The 13,525-nt window shown below is 42.1% G+C and carries 18 protein-coding genes; 14 read left to right on the forward strand and 4 right to left on the reverse strand.

Annotated features, from left to right (window positions below):
• The first annotated feature begins 40 nt into the window (after positions 1 to 40).
• Positions 41 to 340, forward strand: a complete 300-nt coding sequence (locus FQV26_RS07015) for a rhodanese-like domain-containing protein (RefSeq protein WP_146556692.1) — start codon at positions 41 to 43, stop codon at positions 338 to 340.
• A 49-nt stretch (positions 341 to 389) separates the two neighbouring features.
• Here FQV26_RS07015 and FQV26_RS07020 read toward each other — a convergent pair whose 3' ends face one another.
• On the reverse strand, positions 390 to 995 hold the full coding sequence (locus FQV26_RS07020; RefSeq protein ID WP_146556694.1) for a trimeric intracellular cation channel family protein: 606 nt from the start codon (positions 993 to 995) through the stop codon (positions 390 to 392).
• Positions 996 to 1,103: 108 nt separating this feature from the next.
• Here FQV26_RS07020 and FQV26_RS07025 point away from each other — a divergent pair, with 108 nt between their 5' ends.
• The 3 genes from FQV26_RS07025 to glnA all read left to right on the forward strand — a co-directional run bounded on the left by FQV26_RS07025 (position 1,104) and on the right by glnA (position 4,224).
• Positions 1,104 to 2,336, forward strand: coding sequence for a methionine gamma-lyase family protein (locus FQV26_RS07025; RefSeq protein ID WP_186759654.1), 1,233 nt, complete (start codon positions 1,104 to 1,106; stop codon positions 2,334 to 2,336).
• 125 nt (positions 2,337 to 2,461) lie between these two features.
• Entirely contained in the window at positions 2,462 to 2,848 is a 387-nt protein-coding gene (locus FQV26_RS07030; RefSeq protein ID WP_146556698.1) for a MerR family transcriptional regulator, read from the forward strand.
• Between the two features lie 41 nt (positions 2,849 to 2,889).
• Positions 2,890 to 4,224, forward strand: a complete 1,335-nt coding sequence (gene glnA, locus FQV26_RS07035; protein WP_146556700.1) for a type I glutamate--ammonia ligase — start codon at positions 2,890 to 2,892, stop codon at positions 4,222 to 4,224.
• Positions 4,225 to 4,304: 80 nt separating this feature from the next.
• On the opposite strand, the gene FQV26_RS07040 is transcribed toward glnA, so the two are convergent.
• On the reverse strand, positions 4,305 to 5,006 hold the full coding sequence (locus FQV26_RS07040) for a potassium channel family protein (RefSeq protein WP_146556701.1): 702 nt from the start codon (positions 5,004 to 5,006) through the stop codon (positions 4,305 to 4,307).
• Between the two features lie 550 nt (positions 5,007 to 5,556).
• Here FQV26_RS07040 and FQV26_RS07045 point away from each other — a divergent pair.
• The 4 genes from FQV26_RS07045 (at position 5,557) to FQV26_RS07060 (ending at position 7,415) form a co-directional block, all read left to right on the forward strand.
• A complete protein-coding gene (locus tag FQV26_RS07045) occupies positions 5,557 to 5,745 on the forward strand; it encodes a hypothetical protein (protein WP_146556703.1) in 189 nt (62 codons plus the stop codon).
• Between the two features lie 146 nt (positions 5,746 to 5,891).
• Positions 5,892 to 6,323: a hypothetical protein gene (locus FQV26_RS07050; protein WP_146556705.1), complete on the forward strand. Its 432-nt coding sequence runs from the start codon at positions 5,892 to 5,894 to the stop codon at positions 6,321 to 6,323.
• 62 nt (positions 6,324 to 6,385) lie between these two features.
• Positions 6,386 to 6,580: a hypothetical protein gene (locus FQV26_RS07055; RefSeq protein ID WP_146556707.1), complete on the forward strand. Its 195-nt coding sequence runs from the start codon at positions 6,386 to 6,388 to the stop codon at positions 6,578 to 6,580.
• Positions 6,581 to 6,677: 97 nt separating this feature from the next.
• Positions 6,678 to 7,415 carry a class I SAM-dependent methyltransferase gene (locus tag FQV26_RS07060; protein ID WP_146556709.1) on the forward strand — a complete coding sequence of 246 codons (738 nt, stop codon included), beginning with the start codon at positions 6,678 to 6,680 and terminating at the stop codon, positions 7,413 to 7,415.
• 53 nt (positions 7,416 to 7,468) lie between these two features.
• On the opposite strand, the gene lexA is transcribed toward FQV26_RS07060, so the two are convergent.
• A complete protein-coding gene (lexA, locus tag FQV26_RS07065; RefSeq protein WP_146556711.1) occupies positions 7,469 to 8,089 on the reverse strand; it encodes a transcriptional repressor LexA in 621 nt (206 codons plus the stop codon).
• A 165-nt stretch (positions 8,090 to 8,254) separates the two neighbouring features.
• Between lexA and yneA the strand changes: the two genes are divergently transcribed.
• The 6 genes from yneA to FQV26_RS07095 all read left to right on the forward strand — a co-directional run bounded on the left by yneA (position 8,255) and on the right by FQV26_RS07095 (position 12,507).
• Entirely contained in the window at positions 8,255 to 8,572 is a 318-nt protein-coding gene (gene yneA, locus FQV26_RS07070) for a cell division suppressor protein YneA (protein WP_146556713.1), read from the forward strand.
• Positions 8,569 to 9,222 carry a YneB family resolvase-like protein gene (locus FQV26_RS07075; RefSeq protein WP_146556715.1) on the forward strand — a complete coding sequence of 218 codons (654 nt, stop codon included), beginning with the start codon at positions 8,569 to 8,571 and terminating at the stop codon, positions 9,220 to 9,222. Before yneA ends, FQV26_RS07075 begins: the two co-directional genes overlap by 4 nt.
• A 58-nt stretch (positions 9,223 to 9,280) precedes the next feature.
• Complete coding sequence (locus tag FQV26_RS07080; RefSeq protein WP_146556717.1) at positions 9,281 to 9,514, forward strand: DUF896 domain-containing protein; 234 nt, start codon at positions 9,281 to 9,283, stop codon at positions 9,512 to 9,514.
• Positions 9,515 to 9,601: 87 nt separating this feature from the next.
• Positions 9,602 to 11,605, forward strand: a complete 2,004-nt coding sequence (gene tkt, locus FQV26_RS07085; RefSeq protein ID WP_146556718.1) for a transketolase — start codon at positions 9,602 to 9,604, stop codon at positions 11,603 to 11,605.
• 181 nt (positions 11,606 to 11,786) lie between these two features.
• Complete coding sequence (locus tag FQV26_RS07090; RefSeq protein ID WP_058384996.1) at positions 11,787 to 12,029, forward strand: YneF family protein; 243 nt, start codon at positions 11,787 to 11,789, stop codon at positions 12,027 to 12,029.
• A gap of 196 nt (positions 12,030 to 12,225) precedes the next feature.
• Entirely contained in the window at positions 12,226 to 12,507 is a 282-nt protein-coding gene (locus tag FQV26_RS07095) for a hypothetical protein (protein WP_146556720.1), read from the forward strand.
• A gap of 28 nt (positions 12,508 to 12,535) precedes the next feature.
• Here FQV26_RS07095 and FQV26_RS07100 read toward each other — a convergent pair whose 3' ends face one another.
• Positions 12,536 to 13,516 (reverse strand): alpha/beta hydrolase, encoded by a 981-nt coding sequence (locus tag FQV26_RS07100; protein WP_146556722.1) that lies wholly within the window; start codon positions 13,514 to 13,516, stop codon positions 12,536 to 12,538.
• Between the last annotated feature and the right edge of the window lie 9 nt (positions 13,517 to 13,525).

Genomic DNA, 13,525 nt, shown 5'->3' on the forward strand with positions numbered 1-13,525 from the left:
ATTTTGACATGTATAGGATTTAAATTCAGGAGGCGTAACCATGAAAACAATCACAGCAGATGAGTTGCAACAACGAGTGGAAGCTGGAGAAGAATTAAACATCATCGACGTCCGTGAATTGGACGAAGTAGCTGTAGGAATGATTCCAGGTGCCCAGCACATTCCTCTTGGGGAAGTAGAAGAACGGGCAGGAGAACTAGAGGCTGGAAAAGAATACTATATGGTCTGCCGGGCAGGACGCCGGAGCGAGATGGCTTGTAGTATTTTAGAATCAAACAATATTGACACCGTCAATGTAGAAGGCGGCATGATGGCGTGGAACGGTGAAACAATCGCTTAATGAAGCGCAATAAAACAGACCACCCAATTTTTGTCTGGGTGGTCTGTTTTTATGATATTTGGATGGTGCGTGCCGGCAAGCGCCATTTAAAGGTGTAGGACAAAATTCGTAAAATGGTGATTAGGACGAATAGTGAATAAAGCATCAGATCAGAGCCGGCCAAACCGAAACTGATAAATAATCCGGCTAAGGCCGCCCAAACCGCATAAATTTCGGATTTTAACACAAGCGGTTTTCGACCGGCCAACAAATCACGGACGATTCCTCCGCCTGAACCTGTTAATACAGCTGCGACAACGACTGCAAAGAGCGGCAATTCAAGTTCAACAGCGTAGATGGCACCTTGAACAGCGAATGCCGATAACCCGATGGCGTCAAAGAAATAGCCCCAGCGATTCCAGTGGCCAAGCAATTTATGTGGAAATAGGAAAACGACTGTAATCGAGATGAGAGCAAGCTGCAACATGAATTCCTGTTCCCATAGCGCCGAAACGGGCACGCCAATTAATAAATTTCGGATGGCACCACCGCCAAAGGCCGTGACGACACCGAGAAGATAAACGCCGAAAATATCATATTCTTCTTCCATGGCGACAATAGCTCCAGACACTGCAAAAGCAATCGTGCCGATGGCGCTTAATACTTCCCAAGCCATAGCCCTATTCCCCCTTAACATACAACTCTATGAATTGTATCAGAATTTGACGCTATTTCAAGTCATGCCGCATAATAGAAAGAGAAGTTCAAGAGAATGGAGAATTACATGTTTACAATGATTAGAACAATAGAAGAAATAATACAACAGCAGCTTCAAATGGCTGATGAAACTGCCTATGTAAATCAGAAAAAAGTTTTAGAGGCTTTCCATAGCCAGCGCGTCAGTGACCACCATTTTAATCCTTCGACCGGCTATGGGTACGACGATGAAGGACGGGACACCCTTGAGCGTGTTTATGCCGATGTATTCAAAGCCGAAGCAGCTCTTGTCCGACCACAGATCATTTCAGGAACCCATGCCATCACCATTTCCTTATTTGGCGTCTTACGGCCGGGAGATGAATTGCTGTATCTGACAGGCAAACCATACGATACCTTGGATTCCATCGTCACTGGCGGCGAAAAAGACACGGGATCGCTGAAAGACTTCGGCATCAGCTATCAGCACGTGGATTTGGATAAGGAGAATAAAATCAGCTGGACAGCAGTTGAAAAAGCAATCAGTGGCAAGACGAAAGTGATTGCCATTCAACGGTCAAGAGGCTATGATACACGCCCTTCCTTTACGATAGAAGAAATCGGAGAAATGATTGCGTATATTCGCCGCCTGAAGCCGGAAGCAATTGTTTTTGTTGATAATTGCTATGGCGAATTTGTGGAAAAACAGGAGCCGATTGAAGTTGGAGCCGATTTGATTGCAGGCTCCCTGATTAAAAATCCAGGCGGTGGACTGGCCAAAATCGGTGGCTATATTGCCGGAAGAAAGGATTTAATCGAAAAATGCGGTTATCGCATGACTTCACCGGGTATAGGAGGAGAGGCAGGAGCTTCGCTTAATGCGCTGCCTGATATGTACCAGGGATTTTTCATGGCTCCGCATATTGTCTCCCAAGCATTAAAAGGGGCGATTTTCACTTCTGCTTTATTGGAGCAGGCTGGAATGAAGACAACGCCTCATTGGAGTGACAAGCGGACCGATTTGATTCAATCCGTGTCTTTTCAGACAGCAGAGCAAATGATCGCTTTTTGCCAAACCATTCAGGCGAGTTCGCCAGTGAATGCACAATTTGCTCCAGAACCTGCGTATATGCCAGGTTACGAAGACGATGTTATTATGGCAGCAGGGACATTTGTGCAAGGCTCCAGTATCGAGCTGACAGCTGATGGCCCGATTCGTCCGCCGTACACAGCATTTGTGCAGGGTGGCCTCACATATGAACATGTAAAAATTGCAGTATTGAACTCAGTAGATGCTTTAAAAAAAGTAAACTTAATTTAAATACAATTTCCCGTATTTATATGATACGGGAAATTTTTATGTCAGAAAACATAACATCTGTTTGACAAATTATCTGACATGGTTTATGCTGTGAAAGTAGTAATTATTTGAAATGGGTGAATCTTATGACGAACCGGGTGCGACGGACGATGCCGCTTCTTCCAATCAGCATAGTTATGCAGCTTACGGAATTGACAGCGAGACAAATCCGTTATTATGAAGAGCACAAGTTGATTAGCCCTGCCCGCACAGAAGGCAACAAACGCATGTTTTCGTTAAATGACGTCGATACTTTGCTTGAAATCAAGGATTATCTGGATCAAGGGCTTAATATCGCCGGCATCAAGAAAATATACGATTTAAGAGAGACTCCTCAAAACGAAAAGGCAGAGCCAAAAAACTTGAGCGATGCCGAACTGCGAAAACTGCTTCATGAAGAATTGAAGCACCAAGCCCGGCCATTAGAAAAGGGCGGCTTTAGACAAGGTGGTTTATCCCGTTTCTTTAATTGAGATGGGCTTACATACAACATTCATAGGAGAGTGAAGAGAACATGGGCAAGTATTCAAAAGAAGACATTCAACGATTAGTAAAAGAAGAGGACGTTAATTTCATCCGTCTGCAATTTACCGACATTCTTGGGGTCATTAAAAACGTTGAAATACCGACATCCCAATTGGACAAAGCACTCGATAACAAAATGATGTTTGATGGATCATCTATCGATGGATTTGTGCGCATCGAAGAATCTGATATGTATTTATTCCCAGACCTTGATACGTGGGTAGTATTCCCTTGGATCACAGGAAAAGGAAAAGTAGCCCGTTTGATTTGTGATATTTACAGCCCGGACGGCACACCGTTCGCTGGAGATCCACGTGCAAACTTAAAACGTATATTGAAAGAAATGGAAGAGCTCGGTTTCACTCATTTTAATCTTGGGCCAGAACCGGAATTCTTCTTGTTCAAACTTGATGAAAGAGGCGAACCATCTCTTGAATTGAATGACCACGGCGGTTACTTTGACTTGGCACCGATGGATCTTGGCGAAAACTGCCGACGCGACATCGTTCTTGAGCTGGAGGAAATGGGCTTTGAAATCGAAGCTTCTCACCACGAGGTAGCACCAGGGCAACACGAAATCGACTTCAAATACGCAGATGCGATTAAAGCATGTGACGATATCCAAACCTTTAAATTGGTTGTTAAAACAATTGCCCGTAAACACGGTCTTCATGCAACATTCATGCCGAAACCACTATTCGGTGTCAACGGTTCAGGAATGCATATGAATGTTTCCTTGTTTGATGGAGACCGCAATACATTCCTTGATGAAGACGGCGATTTGAAATTGAGTGAGACAGCTTACCAATTCATAGCTGGTATCATTGAACATGCTAAAGGCTTTACTGCTGTAACAAACCCGCTTGTAAACTCGTACAAACGTCTAGTGCCAGGTTACGAAGCACCTTGTTACATCGCCTGGTCAGGCCAAAACCGTAGCCCATTGATCCGTATTCCGGCATCACGCGGCTTGTCTACACGTGTTGAAGTGCGTTCAGTCGATCCAGCAGCTAATCCATACTTAGCAATGGCTGTTCTTTTAGGAGCAGGTCTTGACGGAATCAAGAGAAAATTGACTCCACCAAATGCAGTTGACCGCAACATCTATGCAATGAACAAAAGAGAGCGCGAAGCAGTCGGCATTGAAGACCTGCCAGGTACTTTGTATTCAGCTCTTGAGGAATTGCAGAATGATAAAGTCATGACTGAAGCATTGGGCGAACACATCTTGAATAACTTCGTCGAAGCGAAAGAAATTGAGTGGGACATGTTCCGCACAAGCGTACACCCGTGGGAGCGCGAGCAATACTTGAAAATGTATTAAGACAACTGAAAAACCGTTGGAGCTTTTTAGCTTCAACGGTTTTTTTCGGCTTCTATGCAAAGAATCGATAGGATCTGTAGTTATTGATTCTTTCGATCAAGATAATTCTGTATCACTTCTTGATCGGCTGTAGAAATGGTTTCCATTTTATTGATTGCTTCAATCACGGTAATTACTAATTCCTGTTGCGTCGGCTCTTTTTTGCTTGTGAAATAAGCTGAAATAGAGCTAGTAAACGTACCGATAATTCCTATTCCGATAATCATTAATAATACAGCTAAAAAACGGCCTATAGGAGTCGCGGGAGAAATGTCCCCATATCCGACTGTTGTCGTTGTAACAACTGCCCACCAAAGGGCATCTGAAAAGGTGTTAATATCCGGCTCCACCATAATAATTGGGATGGGTACCAAGAACAAAAGCACGGTAGTAACAACCAATAGTTTATCAAGGCCATTGGTGCGAAGAACCTGGTAAACCGGCTTGGTATACCGGGATCCAATTCCTAATAGACGGATAACCCGAAAGAAGCGCGCAAATCTGGCGGCTCTAAAAATGGAATCCAAAGGAAGGATGGCGATTAATTCCAGCGGGTGTGATTTGATATATGCCCATTTATTTTTTGATAATATTAATCTTGTCATGAAATCAATTACAAATATTCCCCAGATCATCCAATCAAACAGTAGGAATTGCTGTCTGTAATCAGAAAAAGCCAGGAATAGCGATGTAATGATTAAACAAGCCATACCCATTTCGTAAAAAAAGATGCTTTTTTTCATTTCAATCCCCATTCTTTATTTTTAAATCAATTACAATTTATTATTCCTAATTTCTCCAGTATACATAAAGCAAAGCTGCTTTTCCTTACTTAATCTAGTAAAACAAAGCAGGTGCCAGAAAGAATTACATTTATATTGAAGGGGCAGAAGTTTAAAGCCGCCTCATTATTACAGTAAGCGGTAAAAATAGGTAAAAGATTATTTCGTATATGCCCATTTAATATGAAGATAAGGGATAGGCAGTTCTGATTTTTTCAAAAGAAATGGTAAAGTATTAAAACATCTCTTAGGAGGTGTTTGTTTTTGGTATGGCGATATTACTTATAAAAAAAGTGTGAACTTCTTAGGTTATGTAGAAGACTGAATCGTTGGTCTTAAATGCAAAACTTACGATGATAAATATCAGCATTGAGGATAAAAATTATCTGCAGGAAATGGTTTACAGCCAACTTTTTAAGGTTATAATTAAGTGCAGCCAAGAAATTTAATAACTCATACTGAATTTTCCTTTGTATTAAACAAAAGGAGGATTTTGTGGGAGGGGATTAAATTGAGGAAAATTCAAGGACTTTCAAATCTGGTCGATTATTTGGAATCAGTAGATTATCCACTGGCTGCAGAGCAGATTACAGATTTAATGTCGAAAAGAAAGATTCCGCACCGCAAGGCCTATCAGGATATTGTGATTTTTAATTTAGATCACATCGACTGGTGGATTGCTGAGCAGCGGAAACGATGATGAATTAAAGAATATGCTTACTTAAAAGAGAGAGCCTTGAGTTGTTCTGCAAAGAACAATTATCAAGGTTCTTTCTTTTTATTGGTAACTTTATACACTTTTATCCGTCTACTGTTATAATAATCTAAAAACGGGGGGGAATGGCGATGCGCTTTCTAATGTCAATTATCATTTTCTTGATCTTTTTTTCATTTGCTGGAATTGGTGTATATATTGTAGGGCCGGATTTGTCGACGGATCGTTTGGTCGCAGAGGCAACTGAAAAATTGCGGAGCAATGGCCAAATGGAAAAAGTGGTGGAGTATGTAGAAAATGATCCTCAAATGCTTGAGTACATAGAAGAAGCCAGAGTGGCAGAAGAGGAAAGCCAGGCTTTGCCATTTCAAACGACGGGTGACGCTGCGGGTACAGTGATCAAAAAGGTCGGAATTACAGATTTAGCAAAAATGAAATCGGGAGTAGAAGATGGCACGATGTCGGCTGAAGAAGTAATAAAAAAACTGGAAGAGGATTTAAATGAAGAAGAACTGCTGGCTCTTAAAGTGATCATCTATAAGGAAATGTACAAACAGCAATAATACTTAAGGTATGGTAGACTGATTCTCGAAGACAAAGCAAATAGATTGAAGGAGGCCATTGCATGAAATCATTTCGAATAGAATTTAATTTTGATCAGGGAAATACGATTATCCACAACGTCCAGGCCGTGGACAAGGAATCGGCATTGAGCAAAATTCCTTCCAATGGTACTTATGAAATTGCTGATATGGAAACAGGCAATATTTTTCGCATTACAATCAATTTAGTTAAATATATTAAAGTCAGCGAATTGTAGAAGATTTCTTCTCAGTATGCTGTACTGGAGGTGCTGCTTGCGCAGCCCTTTTTTTAAGGCTTTTTTTAAGCGACCAATCTGACTGTGGAGGGATTTCATGAAATTTGAAGGTGCAAGCGCGTATGAAGAAAAAGACTTTTTGGCGAACTTCTTGAAAAGAAGAAACCGGGCGGAGAGTCCGAATAATAGCATCGAGAAGCCGGTGATATACGACTTGCTGGGAGCCTTGCAAAACCAGCGCATATTGGATTTGGGATGTGGAGATGCATTGTTTGGAAAAGAACTTATAGAGTCAGGTGTGCTCTTTTACCACGGAGTGGAAGGATCTGAGCAAATGAGCAAACTGGCATCAGCAAATTTAGCGGGTCTTGAAGCCTTAATCACTGTGTCTTCGATGGAAGCATTTGATTTTCCTGTAGAAGAATATGATATTGTGACGTCCCGAATGGCTATCCATTATCTTCCGGAAATCGATCAATTGTTACGTAATGTCCGCAACAGCTTAAAAGTTGGAGGGAAATTTGTTTTCAGTGTGCAGCACCCGCTGACTACATCCTCTTTTGCAAGTAAACAAGCGGGTGATAAAAGAAGCAATTGGCTTGTGGATGAATACTTTGAAGAAGGCGAACGGCAGGAACCCTGGATTGATAAAATAGTAGTCAAGCATCACCGGACCATCGAAAGCTATTTCTCAGCACTGACGAAAGCAGGGTTTTCGGTGACAGGCCTTCAAGAAGGCATGCCAAAGCCGCAATACTTTGATGATGAAAAAGAATTCGTTAGGAGAAAAAGAATCCCGGTGATACTGGCATTCAGCTGTATTAAAAATGAATAAGCTGTAATTTTTACAAAAAAAACACCGGGGAGAATTTTCCCCGGTGTTTTTGCTTAATGGATTTGGCGATAAACTCCAACGACTTTTCCAAGAATCGATACTTGGTCAACAATGATTGGATCCATTGATGAGTTTTCAGGCTGCAGGCGGAAGTAATTTTCTTCCCGGAAAAAACGTTTAACCGTTGCTTCGTCTTCGGCAGTCATAGCAACCACAATGTCTCCATTATTAGCAGTTTGCTGCTGTTTCACAATTACATAATCACCATTTAATATACCGGCTTCAATCATACTTTCACCCATAATCTCCAGCATGAAGATATGATCGTCTTCTGTGCCATAGCTTTGTGGAAGGGGGAAATATTCTTCAACGTTCTCAATTGCCGTTATTGGCATACCGGCAGTTACTTTACCAATCAACGGTACGTGCAATACTGGACTTTTATCGATAAGCGCTTCTTCAGTGCTGATAACTTCAATGGCTCTTGGTTTTGTAGGATCTCGGCGAATTAAGCCTTTGCTTTCAAGGCGTGCTAAATGGCCATGTACAGTGGAACTGGATGCCAGACCAACTGCCTCTCCGATTTCGCGTACGGATGGTGGGTAGCCTTTCAGGCGGACTTCTTCTTTTATGAATGTCAGTATATCTTCTTGGCGTTTGGACACTTTTTTCAACAGTTTCACCTCATTTGAGTAATTCTACTTGATTTCTACCAATAGTATACCAACTCGGGCAATGAAATGCAAACATAGGTTCGAATTTTATTCTTGACAAAAACACTTGTTCGCCTTATTATGAGAACATACATTCCGGACACTTATTCTTAGGAGGCGATTCATTTGACGATCATCCGAAAAAATTCATACCTAATCTTGTTTTTTGCTTTAATTATGGTGTTTACTTTTTATGCGATTCTGTCCCATAATACAAACAGTGCACAAATGAGCCAAGTTGAAATAGAAGAAGGCGACACACTTTGGACTTTAGCTGAATCATTCAGCGGCACAACTCCTCATCATGAATGGATAGAAAATATTATGAAGGAAAACAATCTTTCAACTTCAAAAATTATCGCTGGACAATCCCTGAAGATTCCCAGTGATCATTTGAAATTTGCTCCTGATGAGACCACTAAATTTGCAGGTGATTCTGAATGAAGAAAAATGCATTAATTTATTGCCGTGTCAGCACGACCAAAGATACGCAGGAATCTTCCCTTGAGAGACAGGAAGAAGAACTGATGAAGTTTGCGTTTGAACAATCCTATAAAGTCGACGCTGTTTTTTCCGATCAGCACAGCGGCTATGAAATGGACCGTGAGGGACTGTTGGAAATGCTGAACAGTATTAAGACTGAGCAAGTTGATGCTGTGTTTATCCAGGATGAAACGCGGTTAGGCAGAGGGCACGCTAGGATAGCGCTGTTGCATGTGATGAAAAAGTATGGTGTCGACGTGTACACCTTATCGGACCGGGGTCCAATTGCATTAAATGATATGGATGACATGGTACTCGAGATCCTAGCCATTGTAGAAGAGTATCAGCGCAAAATACATAATGCCAAAATTAAACGCGGCATGAAACGCGCTGTGGAAAATGGCTACAAACCAGAAAAAAACTTAAAAGGAAAAGGCAACCCAGATGGCCGTGAAAGGCTGGACCTTCCTATCGATCAGATTGTCAGCTTGAAGACGAATGGCCTGACTTTCAGTGAAATCGCTGTAACGTTGCAGGGATTTGGCTATCAGGCGAGCAAAGCAACAGTTCACCGCAGATATAAAGAGTATGAAAAATTAATGAAAGACTAAAACATTGCAGAAACCTTATATTTTTTGTACCATATGAATGGTAGAAAGGTGGATGTAAATGTTATCACCAGATAAATTAAATCGAATCAATGAACTATCACGCAAGTCGAAAACAGCAGGTCTGTCAAAGGAAGAGGCGAAAGAGCAATCCCTTTTGCGGCAGGAATATCTGCAGACTTTCCGTAAAACGATGCGTGGGACAATCGAAAATGTAACAGTAATTGACCCAAATGGGAATGATGTAACTCCTGATAAGGTCAAAAATATCCGAGAGAATAAGTATTTGAATTAAATACTTATTCTCTTTTTTATTGTATTCTTTTCTATTGTTGACTAAACTAGAAAGGGATTAACTATTTGTTTGAGAGAGGATGTTACTATGTCAACCCACGCAGATCAACTTGCAGTGACTACAATTCGTACACTTTCCATCGATGCAATCGAAAAAGCAAATTCTGGCCATCCAGGATTGCCGATGGGGGCAGCTCCAATGGCTTATACCTTGTGGACCAAACACATGAACCACAACCCGAAAAACCCGGATTGGTTTAACCGTGACCGCTTTGTGTTATCAGCAGGACATGGTTCCATGCTTCTATACAGCTTGCTTCATTTGAGTGGCTACGGTTTAGAAATGGATGAAATCAAAAACTTCCGTCAATGGGATTCAAAAACACCAGGACATCCAGAGTACGGCCACACTACAGGCGTTGAAGCGACTACTGGACCGCTAGGACAAGGTATCGGCATGGCAGTCGGTATGGCTATGGCTGAACGTCATTTAGCGGCTACATATAATAAAGATGGTATGAACATCATCGATCACCACACGTTCTCTTTATGCGGCGATGGCGATTTGATGGAAGGCGTTGCTGGAGAAGCGATTTCCCTTGCCGGCCATTTGCAATTGAACAAATTAGTTGTTTTGTATGACAGCAATGATATCTCATTAGATGGGCCACTTGGCAAAAGTTTCTCTGAGAATGTCCAAAAGCGTTTTGAATCATATGGCTGGAATTACTTGCGCGTAGACGACGGCAATGAGCTGGAAGATTTGTCTGAGAAAATCGCACAAGCAAAAGCATCTTCTGACAAGCCGACATTGATCGAAGTTAAAACGGTTATCGGCTACGGAGCTCCAAATAAATCCGGTAAAGCGGATGCACATGGCGCGCCGCTTGGCGAAGATGAAATGAAATTGGTTAAAGAATATTACGAGTGGACATTCGATAAAGATTTCCATGTGCCGGACGAAGTTTATGAAACGTTTGAACAAGCAACTGAAGAGCTTGGTGCAAAAGCAGAAGCAGAATGGAATGAACTGTATTCCCAGTACGAATCAGCACATCCGGAATTGGCTGAACAATTGCAGATGGCGATTCGCGGAGATCTTCCTGAAAACTTTGATGCAGAATTTCCGACTCATGAATTCGGTAAAAAACAGGCAACTCGTTCTTCTTCTGGCGAGATGATTAATGCAATCGCTAAAACGGTTCCTTCATTCTTCGGCGGTAGTGCTGACCTTGCTGGATCCAACAAAACAAATATTAAAGGCGCAGGCGATTTTGATGCTGAACATCCTGAAGGCCGCAATATCTGGTTCGGTGTCCGCGAATTCGCAATGGGCGCTGCTATGAATGGTATGGCACTTCACGGTGGCCTACATGTCTTCGGCGGAACTTTCTTCGTCTTCAGTGACTATGTCCGTCCAGCCATCCGTTTGGCAGCTCTGATGGGGCTTCCTGTAACATATGTCTTCACACATGACAGCGTAGCGGTTGGAGAAGATGGTCCGACTCATGAACCGGTTGAGCATCTGGCTTCTCTACGTGCAATGCCGAACTTGAGCGTTGTCCGTCCGGCTGATGCTAATGAAACGAAAGCGGCATGGCGTTTGGCTCTAACATCTAAAACGACACCGACCTTATTGGTCCTTTCGCGTCAAGACCTGCCAATCCTGGAAAACAGCGCAGAACTTGCTGAAACAGGCGTTGAAAAAGGAGCTTACGTCGTATCACCTGCTGAGAACCCGCAGGCTCTATTGCTGGCGACTGGCTCTGAAGTCAGCTTAGCTGTAGCTGCACAGAAACAATTGGCTGAAGAAGGCATTGAGGTATCTGTAGTTTCTATGCCGTCTTGGGATCGTTTTGAAAAACAAGATAAGGAATACAAGCAATCTGTAATTCCGAAATCTGTCAAGAAACGTCTTGCTATTGAAGTGGGTACTTCATTTGGGTGGGATCGTTACACAGGTGATGAAGGCGACATTCTTGCAATCGACCGCTTTGGGGCAAGTGCACCAGGCGACCGTATCATGGAAGAGTTCGGCTTCACAGCTGAAAATGTAGCAAACAAAGTAAAAAACTTAATAAACGAAAAATAAAATAAAAATGGAGGCATTCACTGCCTCCATTTTTTATATTTTAAGGAATATCCGGCAGAAGAAAACCTATAGCGTGAAGTTTCTTTTTATTATTTTCCTCCTTATGGTCACAATTCCTTTTTTATAGTATAATCCATTGTGGTGCACTACTTATTTACGCAACACGAAGGAGGTAACAAGAATGGATACATGGATTTGGATCGTAATCGTTATCGTGGCTTTACTCGCAGGTGTTGCACTTGGATTCTTTATCGCACGTCGATATATGATGAAATATTTGCAAGATAACCCACCGATCAATGAAGAAATGCTGCGAATCATGATGATGCAAATGGGACAAAAGCCGTCTCAGAAAAAAATCAATCAAATGATGTCTCAAATGAATAAAGCGTCAACTAAACCTGGCAAACCAGCTAAAAAATAAAAAGTACTCTGCGGAGTGCTTTTTTTATTTTGCTTTTTTAGCAATAAACCCATGAATAACGGGTATGATGCCAGTAAGAACCTGTTGAAGGCCATTATGTAAAAGTTTAAAATCTTTAATGCAATAAAGCGATGGCAAAACGATGTTTCCTTTAGAGAGTTCCAACCTATAGACAGAATATGGAGGAGGAATCTAGATGGCAGATAAGGATGAACTGATCTTCTATTTACCGGTCATTGAGGAAGATGAAAAGGAAGCTGGGAAGTTTCATTTGGAAAGCACTGATTTAAAAAAGGCGTTTCCTGTGTCGCTGGACAAGATACAAGATTTAGTAAAGGACATGACTGATTATAATTTGGATACCATCGAACTTCATGTCACCGGTATTGTAAAAAGCGGCCCCATCACTGAATTGTTTATCGGAGCAGAAGGACAGGCGGGCATGAAGCTCATCTTAAACAGAAAGAAAAATCCATAAGAAAAAGCACTCAGCGGAGTGCTTTTTCTTATTTTATACGAGTCGGGACAACCTCCACAGAGTTTTGATGCGTTTCTTGCTGCTTGGGTGTCAACAGTTCATATTTCATCAGAAACTCGGCCACTGTCTTTTCATACTCATCTGGATTCTTATTGAAAGACTGCGCATGAGAGCCTTCTTCAAAAAGCTTCAACTCTTTTGGACCTTGCTTTAATGCGTGTAGCTCTTCGCTCATTTTAGGCAAAACAAAATCGTCATGAATGCTGTGGATAAAAAGCACGGGTTTTTGAATATTTTGAACGGATTCTCTGGGTGACACAGTAGAGATAGAGTACCCATCGCGTATTTTCATAAAAAGACTGGCAAGGCGCAGAGCCAAGGTAGTACGCAGCGGTGTCGTGGTTTTCATGACATGGACAATCTGTTCATAAATATCGGAATAGGCACAATCAGAAATATAGAAATCTGCGGTGTCTTCCATTCCTGCGTAAAGAAGCGTTGTAGCGGCTCCCATCGATTCACCGTGAATGCCGTAAAATAGGTCTCCTCCGACATGTTGCTTTAATGCTTGGACTACGGCTTTCAAGTCGATTTTTTCGAAATGGCCGAAACTGGTTGTTTTTCCTCCGGAATCTCCGTGGCGCCGGTGATCATAGACGACCGAATTAAAGCCCATCCGCTCGAACATCCGCGCAAACTTAAATGAATTGACTTTGGTTTCAGTGACACCGTGGCAGATGATGACATAACGATTCGTGTCGTGAGGTTCAAGAAAAATAGCTTTAATCGGGTAGCCATTTTCAGATTCGATCCACTGTTCGCTCTTCGGTACATTGGCGTACCAAACTTCATCATAGCGTTTTGCGGTAGTTTCCCTTTCCAGAATCAGCTGTTCATCTTTTTTCTTTACGTACATCAGCCGATTGCTGGCTATAAACCCTGCGACTGTAGCTGATGCCGTCAGCACGCTTGAAATAATAGCGGATGTCCATATCAGTCTTTTCTTCATGGCTTCAAC

This window comes from Planococcus sp. CPCC 101016 (assembly GCF_007859295.1).
Lineage (GTDB): Bacteria > Bacillota > Bacilli > Bacillales_A > Planococcaceae > Planococcus.

What these genes read in the sequence shown, in the direction of transcription:
- FQV26_RS07015 (WP_146556692.1), top strand. Translation starts at nt 41, where the DNA reads ATGAAAACAATCACAGCAGATGAGTTGCAACAACGAGTGGAAGCTGGA.
- FQV26_RS07020 (WP_146556694.1), bottom strand. Translation starts at nt 995, where the DNA reads ATGGCTTGGGAAGTATTAAGCGCCATCGGCACGATTGCTTTTGCAGTG.
- FQV26_RS07025 (WP_186759654.1), top strand. Translation starts at nt 1,104, where the DNA reads ATGTTTACAATGATTAGAACAATAGAAGAAATAATACAACAGCAGCTT.
- FQV26_RS07030 (WP_146556698.1), top strand. Translation starts at nt 2,462, where the DNA reads ATGACGAACCGGGTGCGACGGACGATGCCGCTTCTTCCAATCAGCATA.
- glnA (WP_146556700.1), top strand. Translation starts at nt 2,890, where the DNA reads ATGGGCAAGTATTCAAAAGAAGACATTCAACGATTAGTAAAAGAAGAG.
- FQV26_RS07040 (WP_146556701.1), bottom strand. Translation starts at nt 5,006, where the DNA reads ATGAAAAAAAGCATCTTTTTTTACGAAATGGGTATGGCTTGTTTAATC.
- FQV26_RS07050 (WP_146556705.1), top strand. Translation starts at nt 5,892, where the DNA reads ATGCGCTTTCTAATGTCAATTATCATTTTCTTGATCTTTTTTTCATTT.
- FQV26_RS07055 (WP_146556707.1), top strand. Translation starts at nt 6,386, where the DNA reads ATGAAATCATTTCGAATAGAATTTAATTTTGATCAGGGAAATACGATT.
- FQV26_RS07060 (WP_146556709.1), top strand. Translation starts at nt 6,678, where the DNA reads ATGAAATTTGAAGGTGCAAGCGCGTATGAAGAAAAAGACTTTTTGGCG.
- FQV26_RS07075 (WP_146556715.1), top strand. Translation starts at nt 8,569, where the DNA reads ATGAAGAAAAATGCATTAATTTATTGCCGTGTCAGCACGACCAAAGAT.
- FQV26_RS07080 (WP_146556717.1), top strand. Translation starts at nt 9,281, where the DNA reads ATGTTATCACCAGATAAATTAAATCGAATCAATGAACTATCACGCAAG.
- tkt (WP_146556718.1), top strand. Translation starts at nt 9,602, where the DNA reads ATGTCAACCCACGCAGATCAACTTGCAGTGACTACAATTCGTACACTT.
- FQV26_RS07090 (WP_058384996.1), top strand. Translation starts at nt 11,787, where the DNA reads ATGGATACATGGATTTGGATCGTAATCGTTATCGTGGCTTTACTCGCA.
- FQV26_RS07095 (WP_146556720.1), top strand. Translation starts at nt 12,226, where the DNA reads ATGGCAGATAAGGATGAACTGATCTTCTATTTACCGGTCATTGAGGAA.
- FQV26_RS07100 (WP_146556722.1), bottom strand. Translation starts at nt 13,516, where the DNA reads ATGAAGAAAAGACTGATATGGACATCCGCTATTATTTCAAGCGTGCTG.